Source organism: Alteromonas sp. 5NS40-0096 (genome assembly GCF_057544385.1).
On record NZ_BAAJLQ010000003.1, the window covers coordinates 57,665 to 73,501 of the forward strand.

The 15,837-nt window shown below is 46.6% G+C and carries 16 protein-coding genes; 4 read left to right on the forward strand and 12 right to left on the reverse strand.

The window, feature by feature from the left end; genetic code table 11:
* Window positions 1–167: 167 nt before the first annotated feature.
* The 7 genes from AC27G9_RS10230 to AC27G9_RS10260 form a co-directional block, all read right to left on the reverse strand.
* Window positions 168–1,046, reverse strand: coding sequence for an AraC family transcriptional regulator (locus tag AC27G9_RS10230; RefSeq protein WP_487073784.1), 879 nt, complete (start codon window positions 1,044–1,046; stop codon window positions 168–170).
* Window positions 1,047–1,167: 121 nt separating this feature from the next.
* A complete protein-coding gene (locus AC27G9_RS10235; RefSeq protein ID WP_487073786.1) occupies window positions 1,168–2,022 on the reverse strand; it encodes a pirin family protein in 855 nt (284 codons plus the stop codon).
* Window positions 2,023–2,161: 139 nt separating this feature from the next.
* Window positions 2,162–2,752 (reverse strand): YceI family protein, encoded by a 591-nt coding sequence (locus AC27G9_RS10240; protein WP_487073788.1) that lies wholly within the window; start codon window positions 2,750–2,752, stop codon window positions 2,162–2,164.
* A gap of 81 nt (window positions 2,753–2,833) precedes the next feature.
* Entirely contained in the window at window positions 2,834–3,043 is a 210-nt protein-coding gene (locus AC27G9_RS10245) for a hypothetical protein (protein ID WP_487073790.1), read from the reverse strand.
* A gap of 12 nt (window positions 3,044–3,055) precedes the next feature.
* A complete protein-coding gene (locus tag AC27G9_RS10250; RefSeq protein WP_487073792.1) occupies window positions 3,056–4,819 on the reverse strand; it encodes an amidohydrolase in 1,764 nt (587 codons plus the stop codon).
* Window positions 4,820–4,950: 131 nt separating this feature from the next.
* Complete coding sequence (locus AC27G9_RS10255) at window positions 4,951–5,634, reverse strand: hydrolase (protein ID WP_487073794.1); 684 nt, start codon at window positions 5,632–5,634, stop codon at window positions 4,951–4,953.
* Between the two features lie 341 nt (window positions 5,635–5,975).
* Window positions 5,976–6,905, reverse strand: coding sequence for a LysR substrate-binding domain-containing protein (locus AC27G9_RS10260; RefSeq protein ID WP_487073796.1), 930 nt, complete (start codon window positions 6,903–6,905; stop codon window positions 5,976–5,978).
* 130 nt (window positions 6,906–7,035) lie between these two features.
* On the opposite strand from AC27G9_RS10260, the gene AC27G9_RS10265 reads away from it, so the two are divergent.
* From AC27G9_RS10265 to AC27G9_RS10280, 4 genes are all read left to right on the forward strand, one after another.
* Window positions 7,036–7,932, forward strand: coding sequence for a LysR family transcriptional regulator (locus AC27G9_RS10265; protein WP_487073798.1), 897 nt, complete (start codon window positions 7,036–7,038; stop codon window positions 7,930–7,932).
* A gap of 116 nt (window positions 7,933–8,048) precedes the next feature.
* Window positions 8,049–8,291, forward strand: a complete 243-nt coding sequence (locus tag AC27G9_RS10270) for a DUF1427 family protein (RefSeq protein ID WP_487073800.1) — start codon at window positions 8,049–8,051, stop codon at window positions 8,289–8,291.
* Window positions 8,284–8,439: a DUF1427 family protein gene (locus AC27G9_RS10275; protein WP_487073802.1), complete on the forward strand. Its 156-nt coding sequence runs from the start codon at window positions 8,284–8,286 to the stop codon at window positions 8,437–8,439. The genes AC27G9_RS10270 and AC27G9_RS10275 overlap by 8 nt, the downstream gene beginning before the upstream one ends.
* Window positions 8,440–8,540: 101 nt before the next feature.
* The gene (locus AC27G9_RS10280) at window positions 8,541–10,154 is read left to right on the forward strand and encodes an MFS transporter (RefSeq protein WP_487073804.1); all 1,614 of its coding nucleotides are present in this window, start codon (window positions 8,541–8,543) and stop codon (window positions 10,152–10,154) included.
* A 102-nt stretch (window positions 10,155–10,256) separates the two neighbouring features.
* Here AC27G9_RS10280 and AC27G9_RS10285 read toward each other — a convergent pair whose 3' ends face one another.
* The 5 genes from AC27G9_RS10285 to AC27G9_RS10305 all read right to left on the reverse strand — a co-directional run bounded on the left by AC27G9_RS10285 (window position 10,257) and on the right by AC27G9_RS10305 (window position 15,827).
* The gene (locus AC27G9_RS10285; RefSeq protein ID WP_487073806.1) at window positions 10,257–11,093 is read right to left on the reverse strand and encodes a sulfurtransferase; all 837 of its coding nucleotides are present in this window, start codon (window positions 11,091–11,093) and stop codon (window positions 10,257–10,259) included.
* Between the two features lie 69 nt (window positions 11,094–11,162).
* On the reverse strand, window positions 11,163–11,855 hold the full coding sequence (locus AC27G9_RS10290; protein WP_487073808.1) for a cupin domain-containing protein: 693 nt from the start codon (window positions 11,853–11,855) through the stop codon (window positions 11,163–11,165).
* A gap of 29 nt (window positions 11,856–11,884) precedes the next feature.
* On the reverse strand, window positions 11,885–12,517 hold the full coding sequence (locus AC27G9_RS10295; protein ID WP_487073810.1) for a glutathione S-transferase: 633 nt from the start codon (window positions 12,515–12,517) through the stop codon (window positions 11,885–11,887).
* 339 nt (window positions 12,518–12,856) lie between these two features.
* Window positions 12,857–13,528 carry a hypothetical protein gene (locus AC27G9_RS10300; RefSeq protein ID WP_487073812.1) on the reverse strand — a complete coding sequence of 224 codons (672 nt, stop codon included), beginning with the start codon at window positions 13,526–13,528 and terminating at the stop codon, window positions 12,857–12,859.
* A 19-nt stretch (window positions 13,529–13,547) separates the two neighbouring features.
* A complete protein-coding gene (locus AC27G9_RS10305; RefSeq protein WP_487073814.1) occupies window positions 13,548–15,827 on the reverse strand; it encodes a xanthine dehydrogenase family protein molybdopterin-binding subunit in 2,280 nt (759 codons plus the stop codon).
* Window positions 15,828–15,837 lie beyond the last annotated feature (10 nt).

Genomic DNA, 15,837 nt, shown 5'->3' on the forward strand with positions numbered 1-15,837 from the left:
CGTCTGCCTGATTGCGCACTAGCGTTTGAATTACAGAATATCAGATTGCGTTTTGATTAATCAAAATTGGACCCAGATTGAACACAATTGAACGTTTCGCTTTTTACGGCTACGTCTCAAAAGGGGCGAAACGGCAATCACTTCTTTTGCCTTTTTGAAGACTCACACTAGTCGGCAAGGCGGTACTGACGAGGTGTTTTTCCAGTCGATTGTTTGAACACACGGGTAAAGTGTGCCTGGTCAGAAAAGCCGCATGCTATGGCGATATCGGCAATGAGTCGCGATGCGTCCGCAAGTTGCTTTCTCGCTTGTTCAACTCGGTATTGCATTAAGAATTGATGAGGGCTTTCGCCGATCGTTTGTTTAAACAAACGTGCGAAATGGTAGGTACTTATACCCGCTTGCGCAGCCATCGTCTCGAGCGTGATGTTTTCGTGAAAATGATTGGCGACGTAATCGAGTACGCGTTTGTAATGTGATGACGTAAAACTGCGATTAAAAGCGATTTCCTCGCTTTTCTCTAAGCCGTATTTGTGAATGAGTTTTGTCAAAAATACGCGAGCAAAGCTCTCAAACATGACCGCTGAACCCAGTGGGCTGTTGAGGGCATCGAGCAACATTTCACCGGCTTGGCAGATATCTGAATCGACAAACTGCGGAATGTTTTTGAGTTGCGCACTACTGAGCAGTATGCCTAATTCGTGCTGAGAAAACTGATTGAGCTTGTCAGGTTCTAAGGTGATGATAATCACTTTAGATTTTGCGTGCCATTTCCAGCCCGAAGAGACGCCTGCAGGAGTGACAATGATTTCATTGTGTAGCAAGGTGAAATCCCGGTGCTCACCCTCTCTCCAGTTTTCCACCCGATGAGGCTCGTCTTTGAGATTAATTAGAATGTGATGCTGGTCAAAGGTGTCATATGGCATTTCCCCGGGATCTGCCTCGAAGAACTCTAAGGTCAGTAATTCAGCCGCTGAAGGCCTGTCTAAATCGGCACTTTTGATCACAGGGGCTTGCGGGTAAATATCTTGATATTTTTTGCCCAAAAAGAATTAACCTCGATTTGCAGATGAGTTTGCTCGGTAATAGAGCATACAAAAAGACGTGCCTTTCATGCACGTCTTATTTGATAGTTGGACCAGATCACAAGCGAAAGCCTTTCACTCATTAGCTAGGTAAAGGGATATATTCAATGTCATCACCTGGTATCGTTGGAAACTGACCATTTTGCCAACGTTCTTCGGCTTCTTTTATTTTTTCAGGCGTGTAGGCAACAAAGTTCCAGCGCAAAATGGGTTGTTTCTCGAATTTGTGTCCGCCGAGTAAAAAGTATCGACTGTTTTCGACAGTTTCTATGGTTTCCTCGTCTTCAAGCATAACAAACTGACCTGCTTCGAAAATCGTTCCACCAATATTGAGTTTGCCAGAGATGATGTAGCAAGCGGTTTCAGATTTGCCGCAGGGTCTCTCCACCATTGCTCCCGCTTCCGTTATGGCATCGAGATAAAACATAGGAGAATAGGTTTTGACGGGCGAGGTGTAATTGTATGCCTCTCCTGCGATCAAACGCATCAGTATCTTTTCGCGATGGATATAGGGCAACTGAGCGCGATTGATATGCAGAAAGCTTGGTTCCATATCGACTTTATTTTCAGGTAGTGCGATCCAGCATTGCAAACCGTTCAACACGTGATCTTGGCCTCTTGTTTCAATCGTTTCTCGTTCCGAGTGAACGATGCCTTTACCGGCCGTCATCCAATTCACATCACCTGGATGAATCTCTTGGATTGAACCTAAGCTATCTCTGTGCAGCATGCTACCTTCCATCAAATAACTGATAGTGGCCAACCCAATATGTGGATGGGGGCGAACGTTAATCCCTTTGCCTGCGGGGAAATTAGCTGGCCCCATGTGGTCGACAAATACAAAAGGCCCTATCATCCGCTGTTGAACACTTGGAATGATACGAGAGACGGAAAAGCCGCCTAAGTCCTTTTTCGCTGCATTAACAACAAACGCCATGTCTGTCTCCTAGAGAACAATAAAGAGTAAACGGATAACTCCACATTGGTGCATTAGTGTAGTCAGAAATGCGCCAAAGAGTGTAGAGGTGTTTGCCGCCCTGTTTGCTGCATCAGACAGGGCGGTGTGTAACGTAAGACTAGTTTCTAATCCCTTCGATGGAAAGGGTCATTTCGACCGTTCTTGACGCCGGGCCTAAGTCGTAAGACATGCCGAAGTCTGCCATCTTAAATGTGGTTGTCGCTTCATAACCACGGCGATAACCACCCCATGGGTCTACCCCAAAGCCAATTTGATTCACATCCAGGGTGACAGGTTTTGTCACACCATTTAACGTGAGGTTACCTGTGACAGTACCGTTACCAGCGCTATTTAAATTCACCTTAGTGCTTTTGAATGTCGCGTTCGGAAAGGCTTTAACATTTAAAAAATCTTTGCTTTTTAGATGTTTATCACGTTCTTCATGGTTGGTATCGACGCTGCTTGTATCGATTGAAATACTGATTTCAGCGTCGGAATGATCGCTAGGGTCAAGCTCAAAACTACCTTCAAAATCATTAAAGCGGCCGTGTAACCAGCTATAACCTAAGTGGTTGACTTTAAATTGCACGAAGGCATGGGAACCTGATGTATCTATTGTGTATTTTTCGACTGCGGCTTGCGCACTAGAGCTACTTGCAGCTAGCAACGCAGTGCCGATGATAAACTTTCCAAAGTGCTGTATTTTCATGATATGGCTCCTAGGTTAAATCCTTGGGAATAAGCGAAATAACTTTCAGTTTGTTAGGACCTTTAGGGGTATCCCGTCCACTTATTGCACGGGTAATATGTCCACCGTTAAATTTTGTTCTGGCGTCGCTTGGTATTGTCGATGTTTTTCCCATTCCCCTCGCTGTAAATTGTCAATCGCTTGCGCCAAACGAGGGAGGGCGAATACCAGCCCTAACTCAATACTGCCGCTCAAAGCGGTTGCACCAGCAACCTTTTTAAAAACAGCACGACGCTCAATTTTAGAAATCATAATGACAACTCCCTAGCGAACTTCACTGAAATTAACCGGCGACCAAGCCGGAATTGCAGGCTCTCTTGGGATATGTAATTCGGGGTAAAGTACTTTGTCTGCAAATCTGATTTTGCCGTCGACGACAGTCATTACCGAATGGGTATCGAGTAACGCGTCCTCATTCACCTTGAGAATATCCTGATTGAGAATCGCAAAATCTGCGTATTGACCAAGCTTAATTTGCCCTTTTACATCTTCTTCACCGGAGATATTGGCACTGCCTTGGGTAAAGGTTTTTAGCGCGGTGAGGCGGTCAAGTGTATTGCTACGATCGTACAGTTTTTGGCCGCCTACCGTGCGACCCGATACCGCCCAGTAATAGGTTGCCCACGGATTAAAGCTGGATACTCGTGTACCGTCTGTTCCAAATCCCACGGGGATGCCTTTCTCCAACATCTTTTTGATGGGTGGTGTACGCTTGGTTTGTTTTTCACCGTAGCGAGCTAAGAAATCTTCACCAGCAAATGCCATGCGTCCTTGAACAGCAATAGACCCGCCCAATGCTTTGATGCGATCTAGATTTTTATCGGTCACTGTCTCGGCGTGATCGATAATCCAGCGAACACTGTTTAAAGGCTGGGTTTCATCGATTTTTTCAAACAGCGCCAACATTCGCTCAATAGATTCGTTGTAAGTCGCGTGAATACGAAACGGCCAACCTTGCAGTAAATGCAGTCTGACGACTTTCTCCAACTCTTTTTCTGCGTCTTTCGCAAGCTCTGGACGAGCGGCTCTGAAGTTTTCGTAATCAGATGCTTGCCACGCCAGTAGCTCGCCACCGCCTTCTATTACATAGCCGTTGTTTAGATGCAGGTGGAGATTTTGATTGCGCTTGTAGTTGCTCATCCACTTGGCGAAACTATTCAGCTCGTCTCCAGGCGTTTGAGGAAACAAGTAGTTAGAGACACGAATCGGTAATTCGCCTCTTGCGGCGAGTACTGTACTCGCTTGGTAGTTTTCCGGAAACGTATGGCCACCGCCGCCAGCGTCAACCACACTGGTTACACCAAGGCTCAGTAATTTTCGGTAATATTGTTTACTGGAATTGTATTGTTCATCCAATGTCATATGGGGCAGAGCGGCAATCGTGCGGTACAAGATCATTGGATTGGGATCGGCGACTAACACGCCCGTAGGATTGCCATCAGCATCTCGCTCATAGCGGCTTCCTTTGGGGGGCACACTGTCTTTGGTAACGCCAAGCACCTCCATGGCCTTTTGGTTCAAGACACCGCCAGAATACAAATGCAAAACAAAAACCGGTGTATTTGGCGCAGCTTTGGTTAGCTCTTGAGGCGTTGGCATGCGCTTTTCTTTAAATTGAAATGGGCTCCAACCGCCGATGACCCGTACCCAGTGACCTTCAGGGGTGCGCTTAGCCTGATCAGCAATCATTTGAATGCCTTTTTCTAGGCTTCGCAGACCTTCCCAGCGGGTTTCTAAATTGTAAAAGCGACCGCCCCTCACAACGTGAAGGTGAGAATCGTTGATACCGGGTACGATGCGTTGGCCTTTAGCGTCGATGACAATGGTGTCGTCGTCTTGTTGTGCTAGAAGCATTTTGGCCGACGTTGATAGCTCGGTAAACGTGCCATTCTCTACGGCAAAACCTGAATAGTGCTTACCGTCATAAGTGGTAATTTTTGCATTGTGAACAATCATATCTGGCGCGGCAGCCAAGGGTAGACTGGATAAACTGGCAAGCAAAACTAACGCCGCTTTTGTCGTTGTCATTACAAAGCCCTCAAATGGTTGCTATCGCCTGTTTTTATTGCCTCAGAGCGCGCTTGTCATCCAGAGCAATGGCGATACAGTGATGTGTGAATTGCGAAATGGCCCGACGGTATCGGGCCTTAAACAACAGGTTACTCGGCGTGGACAGGGGCAAGTCGCTCGCCGTGTTTTACACGTTCTTCAGCGCCGTGAACCATGGTGTAGCAGTAGTCAACACCCATGCCGTAAGCGCCTGAATGTTCTTTTACTAGTTCCATTACGGCGTCATAGCTATCTCTATGTGCCCAATCGCGTTGCCACTCAAGCAGTACCTGCTGCCAAGTCACAGGGACAACACCCGCTTGAATCATGCGCTGCATCGCGTAATCGTGAGCGTCTTGTGATGTACCACCTGACGCGTCAACTACCATGTAGATTTCGTAGTTAGCGTCGTGCATTGCAGACAAGGCAAAGGTGGTATTACATACTTCAGTCCACAAACCGGATACGATGATTTTACGACGACCATTTTGGGCCAAGGCATCTCTGACTTTCTGGTCATCCCAGCTGTTCATCGAAGTACGCTCTAGTAATGGATGCTCGGGGAATACACTCAATAGTTCAGGGTAGGTGTGTCCTGAAAAACTGTCGGTCTCTACTGTTGTGATCGTCGTTGGTATGTTAAAGATCTTTGCTGCTTTGGCTAAACCCACACTATTGTTTTTCAGTGTTTGACGGTCGATAGATTGCACACCAAATGCCATTTGTGGTTGGTGGTCGATAAAAATTAGCTGTGAATTTTGTGGCGTTAATACTTCTAACTTTTCTTTGCTCATGACAAGTCCTCAATAGATAAAATAAGATTAAAAACGACTCAAATACACAAGTGGTATGGAGATGTTTTTGAGCTGTTTTTCACTATAGAGACTGCGAAAAAATCGACAAACGATTTAAACTCCATTGATAGTTTAGATAATCTATATTGCTCTTAACGTTATGATTTTTATACTTAATATTTTCTCTTTGTACTGAGGGGAGCGATTTTTTGTAGTGAGTAGAGTGGGATAAAAACACAGTAGCTACATTTCGCGTTTAATTAATTGCTGTCATAGTTAACAGACAACGCTAAAGCGCAAAGTAACCGCATGATGGGTGTACAAGTAAAATAGGGCTGGTGCTAGGGTAAGGCGTTTACCAGAAGAGACTGTGTTAGCTCTTGCGTCAACCATTCTCTAAAGGCGATAGCCGCATCAGAATGCTTTATTTGGGGACGACAAACGATTTGATAGTTGAGGCCGGATTTCATCTCCGGTCCAAACGGGCATACTAATCTTCCCTGTTCGATGTCTTTAGAGGCTAGGACTTTGTGCCCCAGAACTACGCCAGCCCCTGCGATTGCCGCATCAAGGGCTTGTTCAGCGTACTCACCGAAATTGACCCCTCTGTTTGCAGACTTCAGCGGCAAGCCGACTTTTTTAAACCAATCTGTCCAAGTGGGAGGATCGATAGGGGTAGCACTGATGTCTTCAGAAAGGATTGGCACTCTCAAGATATCCTTCGGTTCGTTAATCTTCTGGCGCTGAATAAATTCAGGTGAAGCCAGTACCATTAAGCTCTCTTCGCCAATCACAAGGCGCTCCATAGAAGAATCCGTATCTCGAGTCAGCCGCACGCCAATATCAATTTGCTTGGTTGCATAGTCTAGTTTTGAAAAGCTTGATGAAATTCTGATATCGACGTCGGGGTGTGTCTCGAGAAAATGCCAAAGCCGGGGAACAAGCCACTTGGCGGCAAAGGAAGGTGCACATGCTACGATAAGAGTTTTGGACTGACTTATCGGCATGACTGAGTCCACGGCTTCTTTCATTCGATTAAATGAGTCTGACAAGCCTGTCTTTAGGTGTATGCCTGCTTCGGTCAACTCAAACCCTCGGTTGATTCGCGTTAACAACTCACATTGCAACTGATCCTCTAATTTTTTCACCAGTTGGCTTACGGCGCCGGGAGTCACGCTCAATTCTTCTGCGGCTTGCTTCATTGACCCGTTTCTTGATACCGCTTCGAACGCTCTCAACGCGAGTAGTGAAGGTAGGCGACGATATGGCATGTTATCTCTCCAGTCAGACAATAAAGCGAGTTTAGATTAACTAAACTGAGGGGAGAATACCGATAATAGGCGCTTTATTGTCGTCGATTTCGAGACAATCTATACTGACTAAAAAGTAAAAGGGTTAGCTATGGATAAACTAACTGCGATGTCGGTGTTTTCTGAAGTGGCGAAGACAAATAGCTTTGCGGATGCCTCCCGTCGATTGGGTCTATCGCGTTCTCAAGTCAACAAGTTGGTGATTGCATTAGAAGATGATTTGGGTGTGACTTTATTTACCCGGACTACGAGAAAAGTTACGCTAACGGCGACAGGTACCGCCTATCTCGAGAGAGTCAAACAGATACTTGCTGACGTATCTGAAACTGAGTCACTTATTAAAGACAACCAGGAAAACCCTTCAGGCGAGCTTAAAATCAATGCGCCTATGTCTTTTGGTACCATGCATTTAAGTCAAGCCATCATCGACTTTATGAGCCTTTACCCTGATATCAGGGTACAACTCGTGTTGTCTGACGAAAAAGTGAATCCGGTCTCCAACGGTTTTGACATGACCGTAAGAATTGCTTCCCCAAGTGACAGTATGGCGTTGATCGAACATACAATTGTCGAGGCAAGACGAGTGATATGCGCTTCGCCGCAATTTATCGAGCGCTACTCAAAGCCAATTACACTAGAGTGTCTTAAACAATCACCCTGTTTACACTACGGTAATCTGCCTTCTGGTAACAATTGGAAATTGACGGGTCCAGATGGTGAAAAGAGCATACGAGTCAATGGCGTTCTTTGTTCCAATAATGCCGAAGTTCTCAGAGATGCTTGTATCGCGGGGATGGGGTTCGCGCTCCTGCCAACATTTATTGCTGGAAAAGCGTTGGATGAAGGTAAGTTGGTTCAAGTGTTAAACGAGTATCAAGCGCCTGAGCTGCAGCTCGCTTTGCTATACCCTCCTAACCGTCACCTATCTGCTCGTATCGCGTTATTCGTTAAATTTATGCAAGATCGTTTTGGTCAGGCCAGGCCTTGAGCAAAGTGTCACCGCTTTAGTTTAGCTAACCTGACACCCAAGATTTAATGGTTTGAACCCTATTTTTCTGTTGCGTAGAGTGAGCGCATTGGAATCGAGGTAAGGTAGGGTAAAACATGAAATTACTGATTGGTTTACTGTTGGGTTTCGCTATTGGCATCTTGTGTTATGTATTTTCAGTGCCTGTTCCTGCGCCGCCGGTTATAGAGGGGGCCTTGCTGGTCGTCGCAATGACTGTGGGTTATGGCATAGCTGACAAGTTCATGACTGAACCTTCTGAGAGTCGCGCACATTGTGGTGGCCCCACTGGAATATCGACTTCATCGTTATCGGAGCCCAAGGAGGACGCTGATGATTGAGTTAGTAATGGGAATCTTGTTGGGCCTAGCGATAGGCGCGGGCTGTCGATGGTTGGATATTCCTGTACCTGCGCCACCAAAATTAGAAGGAGCCTTGCTGGTTGTCGCAATGACTTTGGGTTTTACCGCCGCTGGGTATGTAGTTTAAGTCGTTGATTAACTGTGAAACAGGTATTGAGAAAGCCGAGTGTAAACCAGTATTGGCCAATGGTTTTTGGCTCAATGCAAAATTTATTCTAAGGAGCGGCAATGGGTTCTCGAACAAATGAGACATCGATGTGGACCGTGTTAACGTCTCCTGTTTACGCGGTATTGTTCTGTGCAACAGTGCTTTCCAATATTGGTACTTGGATGCATGAAGTAGGGGCATCCTGGCTAATGACTGAACTGAGCGCCGATCCCACCAAAATAGCGATGATTCAAACTGCGGTGGCACTTCCCATTTTCTTGTTCGCTTTACCTGCCGGTGCATTGGCTGACTTAGTCGATCGTCGAAAATTGCTGGTTGTGGTTAACCTATTGGCATGCTTTATCGCGATTGGACTAGGCGCAGTGATTCACGTCGGTATTATCTCGCCTTGGATATTGATAAGTTTTACCTTTGCCTTAGGAATCAGCGCCGCTTTTATCGCACCAGCATGGCAAGCCATCGTTCCCAACCTAGTTGATAGATCGCAACTGTCAGAAGCGGTCGCCCTGAATGGTGTAGGCATTAATATTAGTCGAGCAATTGGCCCTGCTATCGCTGGTGTCTTAATTGTTTCTTTTGGTATTCAAGCGCCATTTTGGCTGAATGCTGTCAGTTACTTATTTATCATTTGCGCTTTACTTTGGTGGTCACCGCCGAATCAAAAAAAGCATGGTTTACCTACAGAACATGTAGTACCTGCCATTGTTAGCGGCCTTCGTTACGCTCGCCATAGCATTCCATTGCGCAATACGCTCGTTCGCGCGGTCGCCTTTTTTCTTGCGGCTTCGGCTTTTTGGGCGTTGCTCCCCTTAATCGTCAGCCACCAAATGAAAGCTGACGCCAGTCTCTATGGTACTGCAACGGCCTTGATCGGCGTTGGTGCGCTATTTGGTGCATTCCTAATGCCACGTTTAAAAGTTTACATGGAGCCAAGCTCCATGTTGCTTGTCGCGACTATTATCGATGCTGGTATTTTCGTTGTGCTGGCACTGACCTTTACCACAACAAGCTTACTCGTGAGTTGTTTCACTTTTGGTGCGTCTTGGATAATCGCACTGGCCAATTTGAACGTGTCAGCGCAGACATCTCTTCCAAATTGGGTGAGAGCTAGAGGGCTGTCTATTTTCTTGATGGTTTTTTTCGGAGCGATGTCACTGGGAAGTATCATTTGGGGAAACGTTGCATCTGCGTTACCTCTAGCGCAAACACTGATGATAGCGGGAGGAATATTGGTAATCGGCGCATTAGCGACTATTCGTAACCGTCTAAATTTAGGGGACGATAGAGACTTGGAGCCTTCTTTACATTGGCCAACTCCCAAATTAGCAAATGGACTGGGTGAGGCGCCCGCGTCATTAGATCAGGGGCCGGTCATGGTAACAATCGAATATTACGTAAATAAACAAGATTGGCGTGATTTTAAGATGTCAATTCAACAATTGGGTGTCGCTAGAAAACGCTATGGAGCTTACCAATGGGGTGTTTTTCAAGATACTGCGAACCCCAATCGTTTTTTAGAATATTTTTTTGAAAGCTCTTGGTTGCACCATTTACAGCATCATGAACACACGTCAGAGGAAGATAGGCAACAGCAAATCATTGTGAATCAATTTCACGAAAAGAGCGAACCTCCGTTGGTAAGTCATTTCCTCAGTGCAAGTTCTGATGCGTAGTGTAGCAGTTACATGGATGCCGTAAACGTGTGCTTCTAGTTACTTTTTGGGATGCTGAACAATAACCATTTCAGGGCCCCAATGAGGCAGTTACTTTGTATTTCACTCAATGGGCAAAGACAGGTCTCTTGACCATTCATTCCAGGAACCAAAGTAGGTTGCGACATTGCTAAAGCCCGCTTGCTTTAATGCCACATAAGTATTGGATGTTCTTGCGCCCTTAAAACAGTACAACCAAATCGGCTTGTCAAAATCGAGCCCAATATTCTCACATTCCGCTCTTACTTCGGCCGGGGATTTCATCCTAGGACCAGAAGGAGTGGGTTTCATCATTCGGTACCATTCCAACCATTTGGCACCTGGTAACCTGCCTTTTCGCGGGGCAAAGTCTTTTCCATACGGCGAGCTACTTTGCCCGATCCATTCATCTACGTCCCTGACATCCAGTAGGGTAACCTCGTTACTTTTTATCGCCTCAAGTACTTGCGATTTATCAACAATTAAGTCGAGTCCTTCATTAGTCAACGTGAATGTCACTGGCGTTGTTTCTGGCAATGTGTCGTCGACTGGTCCGCCAGCCTGACGCCATGCGCTAAACCCGCCGTGAAGCACGCGACTGTTTTGCAAGCCAATATATTCGGCCATATAGTGACCACGACAGGATTGGCCGTAGCCGCTAGTCATCCCTTCTTCATAAAATATGACAGGTGTTGACTGAGCAATCCCCATTTTGCCAAATGCATCAGCGAAGTGTTGGCGCATCTCGATGAGCCCTGCTTTCGTCGAAGAAGACAAATAGGTGAAAATATCGTGAATATTCACTGCACCATGAATATGGCATAACGCATATTCTTCTGGCGAACGGGTGTCGACAATAACGTAGCCGTGACTATCAAACTCGCTAATCAATTCATCCACTTCTATCAAAATTTGAGACATAACTCCCCCTCAAGGCTAGGCTTGATTGCAACAGTTTTATGGGAAAAGGCGCTTAGAGCGCCTTAAATGTTAACGGTCACTGACCCGTTGGATTTGAGCTTCCACTTGCGTAAGGTGGCCTGTTTTGAGCCAAATTCGGGCACCATTTTCGCCGGCGGTAGCGTGAATTTTTCCGCCTAAGGGAACACGAAGCCAGCTGTGTTTGACCAACTTGTCATCGTGTTCTTGAATGTTGCCTTCCATTACGAGGAGCTCAGCGCCACCCTCTACAGGTAAGTTCAACGTCGCCCCGGGCGCAAAGTCATGCATATATACAGACTCGATCTGGTCCTGGTACAAAGGGGTGACGGCAATACCGGGATAATCTCGATGGGGAATCGCCGGCATGTGGTCCGTGCGCAGACGAACATGGGTTCTGTCTTCCATTTCGAATTGCCATAGCTTTACGAATATAACGCAGCCAGGTGCCGATCCGGGTGTATGGCTAGACTCCGGTGGATTGCGAATATAGGAGCCAACAGGAAAATCGCCATGCTCATCTTGGAATACCCCCTCAAGCACAATAAACTCTTCGCCGCCTGTATGGACATGAGATGAAAACGCGCTGCCAGGGGCGTATCGAACGATAGTACTGGCTCTAGCGACTTCGTCACCCACTCTGTCCAATGGACGACGGTCAACGCCGGCCATTGGAGATGGGATCCAATCTAGATCGGCACTGTGTACAACCACTCTTTGATCGAAATCAGCATTAATTTTCATGATTGGCTCCTTATCTTTAATGCGACGCGTTATGCGCCAGTCGCTGCTTTTACACTTGGACGATTGGCGATGCGTTCGCGCCATGCAAGAAGATGAGTTAACTCCTCTGCAATGTCTACTTTTGCGAAGTCAGCAAAGGCTAATCCGGCAAAAAGAGTGATGTCAGGCATCGTAAAATTCTCGCCTGTTATGAAAGGTTGGTCTGCCAACACATCATTAAAATATCTCAAGCCAGCTAATGCCTTTTCTTTTTGTTTTTCGCCCCACTCTTGGTTTTGGTAAGTTTCTAATTCAGGACCTAAACCATCGGTCGCGTGGTGAAAATAGGTACCAACTGCGTCGATAACCATGGCTTCTGCGCGTCGCTGCATCATATGAACAACCGCTCTTTCTTTTGCTGTTTCGCCCGTGAGTGATGGGCCTGCAAAATGATGGTCGATAAACTCTGTGACTGCGGTTGTCTCACCAATAAAGGTCCCGTCGTCGAGTTCGAGAACCGGTACGGTTGCCAGCGGGTTTTTCTTTAGAAAGTCAGCTGTACGGTGTTCACCACCCATCACATCTACATCAACAGTGTCTACTTTATCTGACGCATTCTTTTCTGCTAAAGCAATAGATACGCGCAATGGGTTTGGAAAGCCTTTCGTTTCATACAATTTCATTGGGATTACTCCAGTAAGTTAACAAATTAATGGATGGCAAACACATTTATGTATTTGCCTATCTACTGGTAGGTAAATTTAGTGGTGGTTTTAATTATTGTCAAATACTTTTTTGCATAAAAAGTAAGCAAGCAGCTTTTTTAGGTTAATAAATTATTAATTTTCAGTAGGTTAAATGGATTAAAAAATCTATCAGGTGATAGGTTGTCTCGCGGTGGTTTGAGTGAATTAAACGCCTAGTTAGATAAAAAACGGTTTGTGTCTGAACTGATCAGGTTTGTTTTTTTCTATAGGAGAAGAAAACGCACACTACTAGAGCATGCGCTAAAAAAGATATGACTATTGTGGTGTGCAGGGGGCGCCAGCTGTAATCCAAATTTTCATTGCGTCGACGAAGTCAGCGTGAGTCCCAGGTGCTGGAGTTCGGTCGATGCCAGGCGACCAAGCCCATCGAACAAGTGGGTCGTCCTCTACGTGATGTTCGAATTCCTTTTTGAATGTTTTCATATCATGTCGTCCACCACGATGAGCTAAAAAGCTGTTCTTTGTTGGGTCAAGCCAGTTGTTACAAAGTTGCTCCGGCGTCATATCGTAGTTGATTGCCATAAATGCCGGAGGCATGTGCCAAACGAATCCTTTCATTAGATCATTTGCGGCCCCAGGAGGCATTCCCACTTCATCACCGTTTTCGTTTTGATGGCAGGTTCTGCAATTCACTGGGAGCGCATTTGGCAATTGCACGAACTGGCCATCCTGAATCGACAAACTCAGATTGTTGGCCGATGTGATGTTCATAGGATGAGGAATTCTTGCGTCTCCTACTGTTGGGTGGTGGATACCTTGGTCCACTACACCATGGCAATTTGCACATCTGGGATGCGTAGCGACTTGAAATAAATACATAAAAGCCGTGTCTGCATTTGGGGTAGACTTGTAGTTGCTATAGGCGTCGCCTGCCGCAAGGGCAGACGACATCACAATGCTAGCAAATACGAGTAATAAACGTTTCAAGTTAGTCTCCTATTCATTTTCAGCTAAGCTGAGGTTTTAAGTGCTCAGGCAACATTGGTAGGTCGCGTAATCTAACGCCAACGGCTTGATATACGGCGTTGCCAATTGCTGGTGCAACGCCAATCACGCCTGGTTCACCAAGACCAACAGGAAATTCGTCACTGTCGACAAACTCAATGTCCATGTCAGGCACGTCATTCATCCGTAAAGGTCGATAGGTGTGTAAGTTGGTCTTAGTGACTTGTCCGTCTTTGTAGGCGTTGTGCTCGTGTAGCGCCAAACTCAGTCCCCACAAAAGGGATCCTTCAATTTGCGCGAGCGCCCCGTCTGGATGGACTACAATGCCAGCGTCAATCACCACAGACAGTTTTTTAACGGTGATTTGGCCAGTGTTCCGATTGACCTTGACGTGAGCTGCGGTGGCTATCCAAGCTGGCATAGTGCGTTCTTGCCCAGCGGTAACCGAAAACCCTATGCCTTCGTCAGCCCCTAGGTTTGGATTGCCAATTTTGGTTTGAAGGCGTTTGAGTACATCATGTAACCGCGTCGCTCCACCGACAGCTTCAGGAGCTTTACCCGCTTGCTTGCCTTTGCCATCGAGCATAGCTAGCCTAAATTCGACTGGGTCCTGACCTGCGGCGATAGCAATTTCGTCGATAAAGGATTCAAGTCCCCATAGAATCCAACCCTGACCAACCGACCTTAGCCAGCCCGGGGTAAAGGTTTGTTGAGCGACAGTGTTATTGATAACCCGTGCCCGATGATTGTCCATGGAATACCAGTGATCTGCTCCTGACGCAGCAAAAGGATCGACTTTTCCTTTTTTATCGACGCTTTCAGGCATAAAGCCCGGTGCCATCGCTAGGGTTGGCCAACCCGCCGCCAATGCGTGCTCAAGGCCCGTGAATGTGTTGTTTGCGTCAAAAGAAGCGTGAAACATCGAAGTCGAAGCCGAGCGACTTTGGTCAAACAAGGTATCGTCAGGACGGGTAAATATGAGTTTCACTGGCTTGCCAATGGCTTTAGCCGTCAGTATGGCGGGAATACACCAATCGCCAAATAAGCGACGGCCAAAACCACCGCCCAAATAGTATTGGTGCATGACGACGTTGTCGTCACTAACGCCGGCTGCTTTGGCAAGGGCGGGTAAGGTTAAACCTTGCCATTGATTACCGGTGTGAATGTGCCATTTTCCGTTCTTGAATTCCGCTATTGCGTTCAGTGGTTCGAGTTGGAAATGATTCGCTGTGGCAGTGTTATATATGGCATTGATAGTGCGTTCACCCGTTTGTTGGGCTGCACTTACGTTGCCTTCGTCAACAAACAATACGCCCTCATTTCGGTCTTGAACGACGCGAAGCCCCTCGCGCTGTATCATGTCTTCGCTAACATTTGCCGACTTGCCTTTTTGGTAGGCTACCTTGATGACATCGCCGGCTTTGACGGCCGTGTAAAAGTTATCTGCCAGTACCGTTACCCAGCCTTCGAATACGCCACTGGGATCGTTCAGTATTTCAAACCCTTGGTAACCTTTAAGTGATTTTGCTGCTGAATCGTCAACTTGAGTCACTTTGCTACCATATCGAGTTGGCGGAAGCACTGGGCGGGCGTATACCATGCCATCAATTTCAACGTCTAAGCCATACACGGCACTACCGTTGGTCTTAGGCGGAATATCGAGAGCTTTACTGTCGTTGCCAATCAAGTGACGTTTATTACTTTTCTTAATCGGAAGCGCCGCGATTTCATCGGCGCTGAAAGTTCGATTGAGTGTACCTGACAAGACGATGTCACCATAGGCAAGCTTCTTGCTGCCACTGACGACAAAGCCACTTTTTGCTGTGCAGCTAGCGGGATCAACACCTAGTAATTTTGCTCCGGCATCAATTAAAGCGATGCGGCCGGCAGCCCCTGCTTGTGACAAAGGCTTGTAGGTTTGAAATACCGACCATGAACCACCTGTTACCATGTAACCCCACTTAGGGTCGGTATCAACATGATGGATAGATACTTTTGACCAATCACAACCCAGTTCATCTGCCACGATTCTGGCAAGCGCTGTACCTATGTGTTGCCCCATTTCCGCTTTGGCAACATTAACCACAACCGCGCCTGTTGTATCCATTTCAAACCAAACAGTAGGGGAGAATATCTTGTCGCTTAAAGCTTCTTGAGCCGACACGCCTTTGATGGCAATGCCTGGTGTAAATGCCATCACCAATGACGTATTCACACTGCCAATAAGAAAGCCCCGACGAGACAGGTTAATCGCATTTTTTTCTGCTTTGATACTTTTCATCGTTCTTTCC